The sequence below is a fragment of the Streptomyces sp. NPDC002680 genome (genome assembly GCF_042889145.1).
GTDB lineage: Bacteria > Actinomycetota > Actinomycetes > Streptomycetales > Streptomycetaceae > Streptomyces > Streptomyces adonidis.
Genome location: NZ_JBIAQP010000010.1, coordinates 257,109 through 272,779, shown reverse-complemented (window position 1 = coordinate 272,779; position 15,671 = coordinate 257,109). Strand labels below are relative to the sequence as shown.

General features: G+C 70.6%; 13 protein-coding genes and 1 tRNA gene. 7 read left to right on the top strand and 7 right to left on the bottom strand.

Translation table 11 applies throughout. The features are described 5' to 3' along the window. Positions 1–42 precede the first annotated feature (42 nt). The 5 genes from moaC to ACFYXF_RS26850 all read left to right on the top strand — a co-directional run bounded on the left by moaC (position 43) and on the right by ACFYXF_RS26850 (position 3,310). The gene (moaC, locus tag ACFYXF_RS26870) at positions 43–525 is read left to right on the top strand and encodes a cyclic pyranopterin monophosphate synthase MoaC (protein ID WP_235477922.1); all 483 of its coding nucleotides are present in this window, start codon (positions 43–45) and stop codon (positions 523–525) included. Beyond that, positions 522–1,073 carry a molybdenum cofactor biosynthesis protein B gene (locus tag ACFYXF_RS26865; protein ID WP_389353054.1) on the top strand — a complete coding sequence of 184 codons (552 nt, stop codon included), beginning with the start codon at positions 522–524 and terminating at the stop codon, positions 1,071–1,073. Before moaC ends, ACFYXF_RS26865 begins: the two co-directional genes overlap by 4 nt. Before the next feature lie 26 nt (positions 1,074–1,099). Then, the gene (locus ACFYXF_RS26860) at positions 1,100–1,705 is read left to right on the top strand and encodes a GNAT family N-acetyltransferase (protein WP_389353052.1); all 606 of its coding nucleotides are present in this window, start codon (positions 1,100–1,102) and stop codon (positions 1,703–1,705) included. A gap of 166 nt (positions 1,706–1,871) precedes the next feature. Further along, complete coding sequence (gene glpR, locus ACFYXF_RS26855) at positions 1,872–3,098, top strand: gephyrin-like molybdotransferase receptor GlpR (RefSeq protein WP_389353050.1); 1,227 nt, start codon at positions 1,872–1,874, stop codon at positions 3,096–3,098. A 138-nt stretch (positions 3,099–3,236) separates the two neighbouring features. Next, positions 3,237–3,310: transfer RNA gene (locus ACFYXF_RS26850), tRNA-Ala, on the top strand. A 95-nt stretch (positions 3,311–3,405) separates the two neighbouring features. Here the strand turns inward: ACFYXF_RS26850 and ACFYXF_RS26845 are convergent. Further along, positions 3,406–4,224, bottom strand: a complete 819-nt coding sequence (locus ACFYXF_RS26845; RefSeq protein WP_389353048.1) for an aminoglycoside N(3)-acetyltransferase — start codon at positions 4,222–4,224, stop codon at positions 3,406–3,408. Further along, complete coding sequence (locus ACFYXF_RS26840; RefSeq protein ID WP_389353046.1) at positions 4,221–5,402, bottom strand: hypothetical protein; 1,182 nt, start codon at positions 5,400–5,402, stop codon at positions 4,221–4,223. Before ACFYXF_RS26840 ends, ACFYXF_RS26845 begins: the two co-directional genes overlap by 4 nt. A gap of 134 nt (positions 5,403–5,536) precedes the next feature. Between ACFYXF_RS26840 and ACFYXF_RS26835 the strand changes: the two genes are divergently transcribed. Both ACFYXF_RS26835 and ACFYXF_RS26830 read left to right on the top strand, forming a co-directional pair. Next, a complete protein-coding gene (locus ACFYXF_RS26835; protein WP_389353044.1) occupies positions 5,537–5,923 on the top strand; it encodes a hypothetical protein in 387 nt (128 codons plus the stop codon). A 363-nt stretch (positions 5,924–6,286) separates the two neighbouring features. Continuing rightward, a complete protein-coding gene (locus tag ACFYXF_RS26830; RefSeq protein WP_389353042.1) occupies positions 6,287–7,189 on the top strand; it encodes an AAA family ATPase in 903 nt (300 codons plus the stop codon). Between the two features lie 54 nt (positions 7,190–7,243). Here ACFYXF_RS26830 and fxsT read toward each other — a convergent pair whose 3' ends face one another. From fxsT to fxsA, 5 genes are all read right to left on the bottom strand, one after another. Then, complete coding sequence (gene fxsT, locus ACFYXF_RS26825) at positions 7,244–11,233, bottom strand: FxSxx-COOH system tetratricopeptide repeat protein (RefSeq protein WP_389353040.1); 3,990 nt, start codon at positions 11,231–11,233, stop codon at positions 7,244–7,246. Continuing rightward, positions 11,230–12,408: an FxsC protein gene (gene fsxC / locus ACFYXF_RS26820; protein ID WP_389353038.1), complete on the bottom strand. Its 1,179-nt coding sequence runs from the start codon at positions 12,406–12,408 to the stop codon at positions 11,230–11,232. The genes fxsT and fsxC overlap by 4 nt, the downstream gene beginning before the upstream one ends. A 404-nt stretch (positions 12,409–12,812) precedes the next feature. Next, on the bottom strand, positions 12,813–13,901 hold the full coding sequence (locus tag ACFYXF_RS26815) for an aKG-HExxH-type peptide beta-hydroxylase (protein ID WP_389353036.1): 1,089 nt from the start codon (positions 13,899–13,901) through the stop codon (positions 12,813–12,815). Continuing rightward, complete coding sequence (locus ACFYXF_RS26810; protein ID WP_389353034.1) at positions 13,898–15,049, bottom strand: FxsB family cyclophane-forming radical SAM/SPASM peptide maturase; 1,152 nt, start codon at positions 15,047–15,049, stop codon at positions 13,898–13,900. The genes ACFYXF_RS26815 and ACFYXF_RS26810 overlap by 4 nt, the downstream gene beginning before the upstream one ends. 44 nt (positions 15,050–15,093) lie before the next feature. Next, the gene (gene fxsA, locus ACFYXF_RS26805; RefSeq protein ID WP_389353032.1) at positions 15,094–15,273 is read right to left on the bottom strand and encodes an FxSxx-COOH cyclophane-containing RiPP peptide; all 180 of its coding nucleotides are present in this window, start codon (positions 15,271–15,273) and stop codon (positions 15,094–15,096) included. Positions 15,274–15,671: the final 398 nt, after the last annotated feature.

Sequence of the window (15,671 nt, the reverse complement as noted above, 5' to 3'; positions counted from 1 at the left end):
CCGTGTCGCGCACAACAGGCCCGACCGGGAGCGCCGCAGCACATGAGCACGCAGGACGACCGACTGACGCACATCGACGAGGCGGGCGCCGCCCGCATGGTCGACGTATCCGGGAAGGACGTGACCGCGCGGACCGCCCGTGCCAGCGGACGTGTCCTCGTCTCGCCCCGCGTGATCGAGCTGCTGCGCGGGGAGGGCGTCCCCAAGGGCGACGCCCTGGCCACCGCGCGGATCGCGGGCATCATGGGCGCCAAGCGCACCCCGGATCTGATCCCGCTCTGCCACCCGTTGTCGGTGTCGGGTGTGAAACTGGATCTGTCGGTCGCGGACGACGCCGTCGAGATCCTGGCCACCGTGAAGACGACGGACCGCACGGGCGTCGAGATGGAGGCCCTCACCGCGGTCTCGGTCGCCGCGCTCACCGTGATCGACATGGTCAAGGCTGTCGACAAGGGAGCGGTCATCACGGACGTCCGGGTGGAGGAGAAGACCGGCGGGAAGTCGGGCGACTGGAGCCGGTCATGACACCGGTGACGCTGCCTGCCGACGCCGGAGGCGCGCTGCTCGCGCCCTACGCCGCCCTGGTCGTGACCGCGTCCAACCGCGCGGCGGCCGGTGTCTACGAGGACAAGAGCGGCCCCCTGATCGTGGCGGGGCTGGAGAAGTTCGGCTTCGCCGTCGACGGACCGTGGGTCGTGCCCGACGGCGACCCGGTGGAGAGCGCCCTGCGGGCCGGCGTCCAGGCCGGGTACGACGTCGTCGTCACCACCGGCGGCACCGGCATCTCGCCCACCGACCGCACCCCGGAGGCGACCCGCGCGGTGCTCGACCGGGAGGTCCCGGGCATCGCCGAGGCCATCCGCGCGTTCGGCCGGGACAAGGTGCCGACCTCGGCGCTGTCGCGCGGGCTCGCAGGAGTCGCGGACGGCACCCTGATCGTCAATCTGCCGGGTTCCAGCGGCGGCGTGAAGGACGGACTGACGGTCCTGGAACCCCTGTTGAAGCACGCCGTCGACCAGATCCGGGGCGGAGACCACCCCAGACCCGGGGCCAGCAGTGGGGGTGCGAGCTGAACAGCCCATCCTGGCCGGTCGAGCTGGTGGACGGCGATGTCGTCCTCCGGCCCGTCAGGCTGCGCGACCAGCGGGCCTGGCGCGAGATCAACCGGCGCAACCGGGACTGGCTGCGCCCCTGGGAGGCGACGATCCCGCCGCCCACGCCCAGCGGCCCGATCGCCCACCGGCCGACCTACCGTCAGATGGTCCGCCATCTGCGCGCGGAGGCGAACGCGGGCCGGATGCTGCCGTTCGCCATCGAGTACCGGGGACAGCTGGTCGGCCAGTTGACGGTCGCCGGCATCACCTGGGGCTCGATGTGCTCGGGCCATGTCGGCTACTGGGTCGACGAGGCGGTGGCGGGCCGGGGTGTCATGCCGACGGCGGTCGCCCTCGCTGTCGACCACTGCTTCCGCACGGTCGGACTGCACCGCATCGAAGTCTGCATTCGCCCCGAGAACGGGCCAAGCCGCCGGGTCGTGGAGAAACTCGGATTCCGCGAGGAGGGACTCAGACCCCGCTATCTCCACATCGACGGGGCCTGGCGCGACCATCTCGTCTTCGCGCTCACAGCGGAAGAGGTGCCCGAGGGGTTGCTGAGCCGCTGGCAGCGGGCACGATCCCAGAACACGCCGCGGAATCCCGCGTAAATTGAATAAGTGTTCGAAAGCGATCGACTTGGGGTGCCAAATGCGCACCCTCGATGACCCGCTGATCGCACCGATCACAAAAAAAGCTCGAAATATCAGCCAGATCGTGCGACACACCGGCTCAATTGGCAGATGGCCTTACGCAAACCCCTCTACCGTGTGAGGCGTGAGCAGCAGCGGCCTCATCTACGCAGTCATTGTCGGGGCCTGGGCCGCCTACTTGGTGCCGATGTGGCTCCGTAGGCAGGACGAGCTGAACGAGGCTCGTCCGACGGAACGCTTCAGCACCGCCATCCGGCTCCTGTCCGGACGGGCGGGCATGGAGCGCCGGTACGCCAAGGACCTGCGGGCGCGCTCCACCGACGAGGGGGAGCACAGCGCCGGAGACCCGGGGGGTGTCACCGACTCGGTGGACGTCCGGGCCTTCGCCATGCCCCCGGCCCGTCCCCAGGCAAAGGCCCAGGTACAGGAACAGGTTCAACAGGAGCAGGCTCCGGCGCAGCAGAGGGCGCCGAAGCGGGAGCAGCAGGCGCCGGCCCCGGCCCCGACGAGGGAACGGGAGCGCGAGCGCGTACCGGCGGCTCGTCGGAGCGCGGGTACCTCGGCGGAAGCCGCCGCGCGCGCCCGGCGCTCGAAGGTGCTCGCGCGCCGTCGGCGTACGACGGTGATGCTGTTCTTCGCCTTCACGCTCGGCGCGATCGTCGCGGCGGTCGGCGGACTCGCGCTCCTCTGGGCCCCCGCCGTCCCGGCGGTCATGCTCAGCGGATACATCGCCTATCTGCGTACGCAGGAACGGCGCCGTTTCGCCTACCAGATGGACCGGCGCCAGGCCGAGCTGGCCGCGCAGCGACTGCGTGAGCGCCAGCCCCGGCGGCGGCCGTCCACCGACCCCGGGGCCGAGGACCAGGACGAGCACCCGGAGCCGGAGACGGACCCCGGCCTGTCGGCACTGTCCGCGCTCGCCGCGGACCGGCGTGCGCTGGTCGAGCAGACCGACCACGCGGAGTGGGTCGACCAGCAGCGCGAACGCCAGCGCCGCCCCGGCCACGGCGACAGCTGGGACCCGGTCCCGGTACCCCTGCCGACGTACGTGACCGCCCCGGTCGCCCCCCGCGCCACGTCCGACGTGGACCTCGGCGCACCGGACGCGTGGAGTTCGGCGCGGTCGAGCACGGTGGGGCGCGAGTCGGAGGAGTCGGCGACGACGGAGGACGCGGCGGAGTCGGAACCGGACCTGTCGTCGGAGCCGGACTCCGAGTCCGGCTCGGAAGACTCGGACGGCCGCACCGACGCCCGCCGCGCGGCATCCGCCCGCCGGGCCCGCGAGCGTGGCCGCACACCCCTGTTCGACCAGTACGAGGACGGCGAGCGGCCCCGGGCCGCCAACGAGTAACGAGCACCACACGCCTCCGCCCGCCCGCACTCGGCCCGAACTTCGGGCAGGTGGGGGAGTGTGCGGGGGCCTCGGCCGAGAGCGCGGAACGGATTTCCGAGCACCGGGATCGGGATGCTAGAGTTTCACTCGTTGCAAGGGCCTGTGGCGCAGTCTGGTAGCGCACCTCGTTCGCATCGAGGGGGTCTGGGGTTCAAATCCCCACAGGTCCACCGCAGCACAAACAGAGATCCCGCCCAACTCATCGAGTTGGGCGGGATCTTCTGGTTTTCAGGCTTGGTCAGGCTTGGTTCGGCAGGGGAACTGCCTAGGGCCTGTTCTCCGGCCGATGTTCGATCAGCCATTTCGACGCGTACGCCACCGTCTGTGGGAGGTCGAACAGCAGGCAGTCGGCGGTGCCCACCCGGCCCCGGGTCACCGGGCGCTCCGGCAGCGACGCGTAGGAGTCGCCCAGGGCCGGGAAGAGCGACGCGTCGAAGTCCACGTCGCGGTAGCGGTGCCAGCGTCGGCCGCCCTTGCCGTCGGCGACCGCGCAGCCGTAGAGGCGGGTGCCCTGGCCCGGTACGCGGTACTCGGCCAGGTGGAAGGCGGTGCAGGCGGAGAAGCCCACGCCCAGCAGCAGGACGCGGGCGTCCAGTTCCTCCAGGCGGGCGAGGGGGGAGTCCTCGCCCAGGTGGCAGTCCAGGGCGTGCCCGGTGGTGATCCGGGCGGCGGCCGGCCCCAGAGCGGCGAACGAACTCTGCGGGTGGCCGCTGCGCAGCGCCCCGGGGCGGGTGCGGACCTCCTCCGGCAGGACGCCGACCCCGAAGCTCGGGGTCCGCTCCGGGTCGAACGCGGGCAGCGTCGCGCGCAGCCGCGGCCACTCCCTCGCCGGTACGGCGTACCCGCGCGTGACGGGCCAGCGGGAGGGGTCGGAGTTGTCGGGAGTCTGTGTGTAGACGACGAGGGTGCCGTCCGCGCCGAGTGCCTCCAGCAGGGCGTCGGCGACGGCCCGCGCACCCCCGTGCACCGGCCCCACGGCGCCCAGGGACGCGTGCACGAGCACGGTGTCCCCGGGGCGGATTCCCAACGCGCGCAACTGGGCCACGAGTTCGTGGGGGCGGGTGGTGCCGTCGCCGTCGGTCATCGCAGGGCTTCCTGGGGGACGCCCACGACTCCGCGACCGACGGCCCGCTGTGTGTCGGTGCGCCGGAGGTCGGGCACCACGCCGGGGTCCCTCCTCGGTGTGCCGACCACGCGGCGCAGTTCCTCCTGCGGCAGCGCGGTCCACAGCAGCCGCAGATCGTGGCGGACGGCGGAGGCCACCGTCCTGCCTGGTGCGTACGTGTCGTCCAGGAACTCGCGCAGGCCGATGTCGCCGCCCCTGGCCATGGTGTACGGCGGAACCGAGTGCCGGGACAGCACGAGCGCCCCCGGACCGGCGGACCCGGCCGGCCCGGCCGCGAACAGGCGTCGTACGTCGTGGAAGTGACGCTCCTGAAGGCTGCCGATGTCGATCACCCTCGCGTTCTCCGGGACGGGGCTGCCCTGGCGCAGGGCGAGCGGGACGGCGGCACGGTCGTGCACCAGGACATGGGCGGCCGCGTACAGCAGGGTCTGTTCGTCGCCGGTGGCGCCGCCCTTGCCGCCGAGCCGGCCGAGGACGTCCGCCCGCCGGGCCGGGGTCAGCATCCGCACCAGATCTCCCAGGGCGGTCACGACCTCGGCGGACGGCAGTGTGCCGTACACCCCGTAATGGCCGGGTGAGAGAAACGACAGGAGCCGGCCCAGACAGCGGGCGAGCAGGTCCGTCTCCGCGGCGACCTGCGGCCCGTACAGGCCGTTGACCCGGCAGCCGAGGGAACCGGCCAGCACGATCTGGAGGTGGGGGGTGCGATGGCCGGCTTCGGTCAGCCGGGCGGCCATGCGTACGGCCGGGAGGACGTAACTGAGCGCCCGGAGCGGAACGGTGGTGCTGGCGCCGTAGACCACCCGCAGTACCAGCGGGGCGCGGGCGGCCTCGCCGGCGGTCCGCAGGAGCGGGACGACTCCGTGGCCGGGCAGCCCCTGGAGGTAACCCGAGCGTCTGGCCTCGGTCCCGATGACCGCGTTCAGTAAGCGGGGACGCAGCCGGTTGACCTCACCGGTCTCCTGCGCGTCGGCACACGGCGGCAGGGTGTCCAGCACCGCGCGGACGTCCGTGTCGGTCAGGAGATGGGGTTCCTTGCCAGGTCCCAGAACGGGCACCCCCCGCAGGACGGCGGTGAGCAGGTTCGCCTGCTTCTTTCCCAGAGGAGGCGGCACCTCGGCGGACACGTCGTGCATTTTACCTGACAATTCATCGATAGTGCCTGAGTAGTTGCGAGTTGACGGCCTGGAATGTGCCACGGGCGGCCACCCGGGCTCGTGCGAAACTGGAAACCAGGCAGGTACGCCAGTCACGGCCCGGACCCGACACCGTGGCCTTCCCCGGCCCCGAGGGCAGGACCTTCCTGGCGGCCCAGCACCTGGCACACGCGCCCGGCGCGGACACCGACGAGCTGCTCGGCCGGCACCCGTCCGCCGAACTCGGCGAACTTCTGGCCCAGTTGCGGGCCGCCGAGGCCAGCACCCCGCGCAGTGTCCTCGCGACAGCGGGCGGACCGCCACGCCGGCTGGGGGCCGGCAGCACTCCGCTCCGTCCCGCCGTGCGGAGGACGGGTGCACGCTCGCCCGCGGAGCTGCGCGCCCTGCTCCGGGCCGGCACCTCGGTGGCCGAACTGTGCTGCGTCGGCCCCGTGGACGGGCTGGCCGAGTCGCTGTCCCGCGGCTGCCCGAACTGCGTTTGCTGCGCTGCCCGAATCTAAGGGATCTGACGGCGCTGGAGCCTTCGACGGTCATGTTCCTCGACATCGACCCGTGGCCCGGCCTCCCGGTGTCGACCGGTCTGCGCCGGGCGCTGGGGTAGAGCATCTGGGCGCTGGGGCGCGGGAGTTGTTGCGGATGCCCGAGGTCCGGATACGGCGTTGGCTTCGCGTCTGACGGCTTCCGGGTTGGCTACTTATTCGACTTTCTATTGGTTTGCGAATCACCTGACCGCTTCGGCTTCTCCACGAGAACCACGCTGTCGGCCATATTCGGCGACCGAGTAGTGGCCGTACGCCCCATAGGGAAGAGTGCAACGGGGTGCAGTGCGCCGGAGCAGTGGGCCGACGATGGGGGACAGTGGCTTGATCAAGCTTTTCGACCCGGCCGAGGAGACCTACCGGCCCGCGAGGAACGGCCGTACGCCGGCGCGCGGCACGGCCCGCCTCGACGACCAGATCTACCTCTTCGACGACCGGACCGTCCTCGCCGTCAACGTCGCGCTGGCGTCCGGCCGTCCCCTGCTCGTGCTCGGCCCGCCCGGCTCGGGGAAGTCGGCGCTCGCGCCGAACGTGGCCCGGCTGATGCGCTTCCGCTACTACACCGAGGTGGTCACCGCCCGCACCGAACCGCACGACCTGCTCTGGCGCGAGGAGGCGTTCCGTCAGCTCAACGACGCCACCCAGGGCACGCTCCAGGACCCCGGTTCGCGTGCCTACTTCTGGCCCGGCCCCCTGTGGAAGGCGCTCGATCCGGCCGTGGACGAGGAGGGCCCGCCCGCGTTGCGCGACCGTCCCGCGGTGGTCCTCATCGACGAGATCGACAAGGCCGACCCCGATGTCCCGGACGCCCTGCTCGATCCGCTCAACAACCTCCGCTTCGTGGGCCCCGACCGCCGCACGGTGACGGCGGCCGAGGGCACGGGCGCACCCCTGGTGGTGATCACAAGCAACGAGGAACGGGAGCTGTCCGCCGCCTTCCTGCGCCGCTGCATCCTGCTGAGGCTGGAGTCCCCGGACCGCGAACACCTCCTGAAGGTCGCCCGGTTGCACATGGGGGACGACTACGACGAGACGCTCACCCCGGAGTTGGCCGACATGTTCGAGAACGAGTCGGTGGTGACCCGGCCGGCGGCGAGCACCGCCGAGTTCCTGGACACCCTGCGGGCCTGTCGTCAAATGGGCCTGACGGCCACGTCGCCCGAGTGGCGGGCGGTCGCGGGCCTGGCCATGACGAAGGGCTCCTCCACTCCGTTCTCGTACCCATGAACCGAAGCCCGGCCCGTCCGGGGATCTGCTGCGGACGGCTTGTGCACCGCCGGCTCAGGTCGGAGGCATCTCCAGGTCGAAGTCGATCCGCTTCCGCTCGCTCATCACCCGGACCGTGGGATGGTCCGGCCCGAACTCCCGCTCGGCGGCAAGCACCGTCCGGTGGATGTCGTGGAGGTCATTGCCGTCATCCATCAGGCTGCGGTCCAGGGCGATGTTGTACTCCGCGCAGAGCACCCTCGGGTGATGGTCGCGGTAGAGGACGCGATAGGCCTCGTGGGCTTCCTGGTCCTGGGCCAGAGCCTCCTCGTACCGGCCCAACGCGGCCAGCACGCCGGCCCGGTTGGCGCGGCAGGCGACGGTGGCGGGATGGGAGCCGCCCAGTCCCGCGACGAGGAGCGGGAGCGTCTCGTCGGCGAGCTCCATCGCGCGCTCGGTCTCGCCTCGGTTCCTGAGGATGGCCACCAGGTTGGTCGCCGCCGCCAGGGTGAAGGGGTGGTCGAGGCCGACACGCTCCCGGTAGCGCTCGAAGTTCTGCCTCCCGAGGTCTACCGCTTCCGAGCCCCGCATCGGGTCCACCAGCGACAGCGCGAGCAGGTCACAGGCCAGATTGGCGGTGCACGACATGGTCTCGGGGTGCCCCTCGCCGTAGCGCTCTCGGTACATGTTCAAGGTTGAGCGTGTCAGGGCCTCCGCCTCGGCGTAGTTGCCCAGGCGGCGCTGGGTCACCGCGAGGGACGCGTCCGTGCGCAGCACGTCGTTGGCCTTCTCGTTCTTCTGGAGGCTGACGAGTCGTTTGCGGATCTCGATGAGCAGATCGAGGGACCCCTGGTAGTCGCCCGTCTCACGGCGGTCCAGTGCGACACTTCCCGCGAAGGCCCAGGTGAGCACGTGTTGCAGTCCGAGCGACTGCCGAGCCCTCCTGTAGGTCTCGGTCGCGCGTTCCAGGGCCTCTGCGGCCCGGCCGGCCAGAATGAGCGAGACGCCGAGGTTGTTCGCGGCCCGGAGGGTGTCCTCGTGGTCGATGCCGAAGTGCGGGCTGTTGACGTAGAGCTCGTAGGTTCGGTGGTCCTCGTCGTGCGCGTCCTGGTAGCGGCCGAGGCCACGCAGATCGCCGCCGTAGTTGCGGGCGGTGACCAGGGTGTAGCCGTCGTCGGGGCCGAGCTGCTCGCGCTGCCGCCGCAGTGTGTCGGCATCCAGTGCGTGGGCGTCCCGGTAACGTCCCAGGGAACGCAGCGGGTTGGCCACCTGGGCGGCCAGTCGCAGCCTGAGGTGATGGTCCGCGCCGAGGGACTCCGTCCAGGCATCGAGTGCCTTCTTCCCCAGCGCGGCGGCTGCCCGGTGGTCGTCGAGCCGCCACTGGTTGCGGACCTGGCGGATGACCCACTCGCACACCCGCGCATCGGTGTTGTACAACGCTTCGGAGGGTTCCAGGTGGGGCAGCAGCTCCGCGAACCGCTGCCGGGCCGTGTCGCTGTCCTCCGCGAAGGCGGCCGAGGGCAGAGCACCCGCCAGCACGAGTTGCGCCTGGTGCCGCGTCCGTTCCTCGCGCTCGGGATCCTCCCTCAGCCATTCGCGCACCGCGGCCTGGACCAGTCGGTGGATCTGGATGGAACCGCTCTGCTGGTCCACCGTGGCCAGCGCGTAGCGGCCGAGGTCGCGGATCAGATACCCCATCACCATGGGGTCGAGCACGGACTCGTCGCCGGTCTCCTCGGCGAGCCGGTTGCGCATGGCGTCGCTGTAGAGCAGAGCGTGCGCGATCGGCTCGGGGGACAGGAAGGCACAGAGTTCGAGGAGCCGGACCGCCGCCGGCCGCTCGTTGCCGAGCCGGTCGACGGTCAGGCGCCAGACCGCCAGGAGGGACTCCTGTTGGCTGGCCCCGGCATTTCCGGAACCGTTGAGAACCATGCTGACCTGGCTGTTGACCCGGTCGAGGTAGGTGTCCAGGGGCATGGCCGTCTGGCGCAGCCAGGCCGCCGCGATCTCCATGGCCATCGGGAAGTCACCGAGGGTGTCGGCAATCCGGTCCGCGTCCTCCACCGAGAGTCCGTCCACCCTGCGGCGCAGCAGGGCGATGCTCTCGGACCTGCTGAAGGCGTCGACCTCCACGGCGTTCTGGCCGTCGTCATGAGGCGAACGCCGGGCGGTGAGGATGACGTGTCCCGGCCCCTCGGCCGGAAGGTACCGCTCCGCAGTGTCTGCCTCGTCCGGGTTCCGGGTCCAGCCGTCCGTGCCCTGGCCTGCGACGACGTTGTCGAAAACCAATAGCCAGCGCCCGTGATCGCCGTTCTTCAGCGCGGTCAGGGTCGCCCAGGCACGTTCTTCGACCGTGTTGCCCGGGACTCCCAGTTCGAGCCCCAGCTCTGCGAGGAGTTGTGGGATTCGGCTCGGCTGTTCCGCGGGGATCCAATGCACGAGGTCGTACTCGGGACCGTAACGGTGGGCGTACTCCTGCGCGATCTGGGTCTTCCCGATGCCGCCCAGGCCGTACAGGAACACCTTGCCCACCGGTGACTCCGGACGCAGCGACTCCACACTGAGGTCGGACCGCAGCTGCTCCAGCTGTACGTCGCGGCCGGTGAAGGCGTTGTTGCGGCGCGGCACGTTGAAGATCCGGGGAACCAGGCCCGGATAGGCGGGGCCTTCGCTGACCGTGGCGGCGGGTGCCTCCAGCTCTAGAAGGCCGAATACCTTGCTCAGGACCTGAGCGGCGGGCGTGTCGACCAGGGTGAATCCCGGCAGCCCACGCAGCGCCGGTTCCGGTTGGTGCTCCCGGGTGCGCAGCCCGATGATCCTGGGCCCTTCGGGGGCCGCGGCCAGAGCGCGTACCTCGTCGGCGACCGGGGTGGTGGCGAAGTCGGGCGAGAGCAGCGCGATGACCACATCGGCCCCGGCCGCGGGAGCGTTGTCCAGCCGCATGGACGGGCTGCTTCCGCGCCGCGCCACGTTGATCCCCACGGCCTGCAGCTGGGCCGCGATCCACTCCGCCCAGGCGCCGTCACGCAGTGCGTAGTCGATCCGTACCCGGGGCACGAGACGGCCGCCGGGCACCGGCATCCGCTGGAAGCGGGCGAGCAGCTGCCTGCGCACCGGCTCCTCGACCGGCCGCAGGGCCGTCACCCGGCCGTCCGTGATCACCGAGGTGAGGCGTTCGTAGGCGCCCAGCAGGGAGGCGGGCTGGCGGGGCGTGTCGGCGACGGTGGCCAGGACCTCCTCGTAGGCGAAGAAGGGCTTGTAGGGGATCTCCACCGCGCCCCAGTAGCCGTCGGGGTCGGTGGCCCGCGGGGTGTCCTTCAGGAACTCCTGGAAGCGCCGGCGGGCATGGCCGCGGCTGATCGCGAGTTTCTCCTGCTCGGCGTCCTCCACCCGCATGGGCACGGGGAGGATCCGGACGTGCGGGACGGCGTGCCGTACGTTCGCCGCAACGCTGGCGCTGCCGTCCACCGACTGGGTGTTCAGGGTGAAGCAGTCGACCAGTACGTCCGGCATGGCCATCGTGGTGATGCCGGACGTGTCGCTCCAGCCCGTCCGGCTGTCGATCAGGGCGTAGTCGTAGTTGCGCCGCATGTCCTCGCGCAGGGCGTGCAGGAAGGCCGCGCCGCCCCGGCGGTCGTAGAACCCCCGCCAGTCGTACGTGTTGATCGTTTCGGAGTACTCGGGGGTCTTGCGCCCCGGGGAGACGAAGTCGATGTAGCCGCCGCTGTCGAAGGTCCAGGTGAGGGTGGAGGCGAAGCGCTCCACCCGGGCGAACCGGCTGTAGTCGCCGTCGGCCGGCTTCGGTGCCAGGTCGAACTCGCGGACCAGTTCGATGACACCGGGCGTGGAGTCGAGTTCCGGGTCGCCGAGGAAGGGAGCGAAGTAGCGGTGCAGGCCAGGCGCTTCCAGGTCCCAGTCCATGGCCAGTACATGTTTTCCGTTGCTGGCCAGGATCCAGGCCACGTTCGCCAGGGCCATGGTGCGACCGGTGCCGCCCTTGAACGAGTAGAACGTGACGATCGTGCCGGACTCGCGGGTGCCGGCGTCACCCGAGTCGAACGTCATGAGGAATACCTTCCGAGCAGGGGAAACGTAGGGAGGCGGCCTTCGGCCGACGTGGCCGGCGACCGAACGACGTCCACGGACTTGAGCGCCTCGTTCTGGAGGCGGATGAGGACCTTGCGCAGGGAGGACGTCAGACTCTCCGCGTCCGGCAGCCCCCAGCGGTCGTACTCGCTGTGCTGCCCGCGCATCAGGGGGAGCGTGTGGTCCAGGAGTTCGTCGAGGGTGATCGCCTGTTCGGCCGACTCGCTGTCGTCACGGGACCGGGGTTCGAGCGCCGTGGTCGCCTCGGGATTCCGCTCGTCCACGGCTGCCAGGAGCCGGTGCTTCTCCCGGTGCATCGCCACCCACGCGTCCACCAGGAGCACGACGAGCTGCTCGGGGTCCTGGTCCTGGCTGATCCGGTCGACGGTGTCCTCGTCCAAGGGCAGTACCGTCGCGGTGAAGTCCAGGGCGGTGGCGGTGTTCTTCACCAGGGAGAGCAGGGCCTCGTGTTCGCCCGGTGCGAAGGGGGACCAGTCCAGGGCCGTCTTTCCGTAGTACTGGCTGGACTGTCGCCCCTCGGGCAGGTCCTCCCTGGCCGAGGCCGCCACGACGAAGCTGACCGTCTGGGCGCCGGCGGGAGCGGGCGCGCCGAGGGGGGAGTGGCTGCCGGCGGCATCGAACCCGTGCACCTCGGGAAGCCGTTCCGCGGCTACGACGATGCGGTCGGCGGTGGCCCTCAGCACCTCCTCGTACTCCGACCGGTAGCGCGCCTTCAGCCGCAGCAGATGCAGCAGCCCGTCACGCCGGTAGGCCTGGGACCGGGCGCCGAGGGGCGGGTACGGGACGACAGTGTCCAGTGTGTGAGTGGGGTCGGGCTCCCACATGACGGGGACGACCGCGTCCGCGCTGTGGCCGGTCCTGGACCGTTGCATGTTGAGCCGCCGCTGGAAGTAGGACAGCTCGGCCCGGCAATACGATTGACTGAAATGGCGTGGCGAATGGAGCACCACCAGGACGGTGGACCGGCCCAGCAGATCCACCGAGACGTCCGGCGAGTGCGGCTTCCCGCGGACGCCGACGGCCTCCGGGGAGCGTCCCGTGCGCTCGGCGACGACCCGGCAGAGGTCGTGGAAGAACGATGCGACCCACTCCTCGTCGACGGTGCGAACGTGACTCAAATAGAAGTGGCTCACGATGGCTTCATTGGCGACATGGTCCCGGGACGAGCCGGATCGGCTGATGGGCCGAGCGGTTGCGGAGCACGCGCCGCGCAACTCGTCACCACCAGCCCTACCACGTCGATGTTTGTTCCGGACATGGTGAAAATCTGCTGTCGCGTCCTGGCTGTACCACGGCGTCGTCATTTGTCAGCCCGCCCTCGGTGTCGTGTCGTCGGCCGTCTTCCCAGCACACCCGGCCGCGGCCACATCCTGCACAGAAGCGGAAACTCCGTGCCTTCGCGCCGGATTCGGCGCTTCCCGCGACGCCACCCGAACGTGTGAGGGACCCTTCTGGCGGGCGCATGCCGGGTGCAAGGAAAAGCCACAGCGCGCCGCCTCGTCCTTCATGCCCGCGACGAAACGGGCCCGCTCACCGCTCAGTTCCCGATGTCGGCGGCGCCAGAACTCCAGGAGCGCCAGGTGGGCATGGGTTCTGGTGAGCACGGACCCGACGGGGCGGGTGTCCTCCCGCCAACCGACTGGTGCAGGGTGCGGTCCTCGGGATCCGAGAGGTCGGTCAGATCCGCGAGCGCTCCGAAAGCGATGTGCGCTGTCTCGTGCACGACCGTCTCGGCCAGCCGTACCGGATCCGGGGTGAAGGAGGCCGCGATCGCCCCGTACGCCTCCCGTGCCGAGGAACTCACGCCCTGCCCGGTCCACGGTGGTCGCAGCGGCACCAGTGCCGTCCACAGGGCGGCGCAGGCGGCTGCCCGTTCCGGGACCAGGCGGGTCAGCGTCTCCCAGGCCGACGCCACCGAGGCCTGCCAGGCGCGCAGTTCCCCGGCGGTCTGCCGGGGCAGCACCGGATGACCGTGCGCGTTCCGGTAGGGGTCGGTGTCCTCCAGGACCACCGACAACGGCGGTGCGTCTCCCGGCGGCCGGGCGGTCATGCGCCGCGGCGCACACCGGGTGGTGCCATGGGCGGCCGGTTCGTCCTGCTCTCCCAGGGCCGGTAACCGCCCGTCCAGGTCCACGACGTCACCACGCAGGCGGGCCTGTTCCGCGCCCTCGGCCAACCGGACAACACCCAGCGTGGGCAGCCAGACCAAGGCCCCGGGTGCCGGAAGGGCGAGGTGTGGGCGGAGTCCGGCACGTAACGCGGCGGCGGCCGCCAGACCGACCAGCCGGGCGCATTCGGCGCTCGCGCGGACGGCGGGGCGCGGGTCGTTCAGGTCCCGCAGGCAGCGGCCCAGCCACACACCGACGTAAGGATGGAGCAGCACGTCCTCGAAGGCCCGGACGTCCGCTTCACGGGCTCGGACGCACAGCTCCCAGGCCGCCGCTCCCCAGGATTCCCAGAACTCCGGCCTGCTGTCCCGGGCCGTGTCGGCCACGTTCATCAGCGTCAGCAGGCGCCGGGAGACCTGGCCGTCCCGCAGGACACGCAGGGCGGTCGGGGACGGGTGACAGACCGCCAGGCTCGTGAAGTCCTCCGCGGTCATCCGCAGGGTCGCCGGGGCCGTCACGACGCGCTCCCCAGCAGTTCGGCGGCGTCGGCCACGACGCGGTCCCGGATCCGGGTGGTGAGTACGCGCAGGTCTGCGCAGTACACGCTGGGGTTCGCGAAGCCGGTGCGCGGGTGGAAGCGGTGGGCGCGCAGTCCGCCGCCGCACAGGCGCACGACCTCACATCCGCGGCAGACGTCGGAGAGCGCCGTCAGGCCCCCGCGGCGGGCATCGGCCACGACCGGGTGCCGCGCGGCGGTGTCGAAGTCGTGGGCGAAGATGTCGAGCCCGGTGGCCGCGCCGCCGTCCCGGGTTGCCTTGAGCGAGTCGGACAGCTCGATCGTCCCGTCGCTCTCGACCACCAGGAAGTCCGTGTCGGCCAGCCCCGTGCTCTCCGATCGCACGGCACCGCCGAGCGCGAGGTCCATGAGGTCCTCGAACAGTCGGACGCGGGTCTCCTGCCGCGGTGCGGTGTACCACCTGTCGAACACGGCCAGGAGCCAGTTCGCGTACGGAGTGCGCATCGGGTCGTGGCCGGGCGGCGGGTGTTCCCAGGTGGCGTGCGGCAGCAGGAAGTTGACGGCGGGCGGCTCGTGCGCGAGCAGGGCCTCGTAGACATCGAGCGGCGGGTTGGCGAGGTCGACCGTGCACAGCAGGCCCGCGAACAGCGCCTTGTTCTCGGGCCTCCGCAAGAGTTCCAGTCCCCTCTGGACGGCGGCATGGCTGCCTCGCCCGTTCCTGGCACGCCTGTGGCGGTCGTTGGCCTCACGACCGCCATCAAGACTGACGCCTACCGACACCCCGTGTCGGCGGAACAGGTCCATCCATGAGGGATTCAGAAGAGTCGCATTGCTCTGAAGGGAGGTATCACATTCCGCTGTGCCGCGCAGCTCCCGCTTCAGAGACTCCAACAGGCGTTCGATTCGAGACGGGCCGGCGAGCAGAGGTTCACCCCCGTGCAGAGTTACCCGGACCCGGGGCAGGGCGTGTTGCCTGGCGTGCTCGGCGATGCGGCGGCTCAGTCGATCCGCGGTCACTGCCGCCATGACGGGGGGTTTGTGCCGCCAGGTGCGATCGCGCAGTTCGTACACATAGCAGTGATCGCAGGCGAGATTGCACGGCTGTGCGACCTTGACGATCCACTCGGTAAAGGGGTTCGCATCACGCACGTGCCACCTCCTGCCACGCGGTCCCCCGCTGTCTTTGCACCCCTTCAGAGCGCCGACTGGAACATGGCCACGTCCATCGCGCGACGCTCCAGAGTGTCGCGCCGAACCCGTCGTAAGGACCTGCCCAGAGCGTTTTCGGACAACTCGTCCAGATCCAGGTTCGCGGAACCGCTGAGATTCACCACGTCGAAGTCGAACTCCATGTGAGCCGCTGACGTCTCCATGAACCCCCCGTGCTCCTCGCCCCGCGGAACCCCGGCCGTTGTCCCGAACCCCGCGGATGTCTACCTGCGTCGGGCCGCAACCGGGCCCGAGGGGCGCTGAGTTGTGGAAGAAATGGCGCTGTTCAGTTCTCGTTTCAGGGAAGCACACCGATCAACCGAGAGCCAGCACGCATCGGCCCGTCGGCTCGGGTGCGGCTCGATCTCGTCGGCACTGGTCTCAAGTCCTCCCGGGCAAGGTGCGGTTGGCGCCGTACGACTCCAAATCACCCTGAGTCTTCCCCTCTTCACGGCAGGATCACCCATCCGGCACCGGGGTCGGCCAAGGAGAGGGGGTATGGCCAGCCATACCCCCACTCACCCCCTGGGCCCATCGCCCGGACCCGGACCCGCCTCCTACG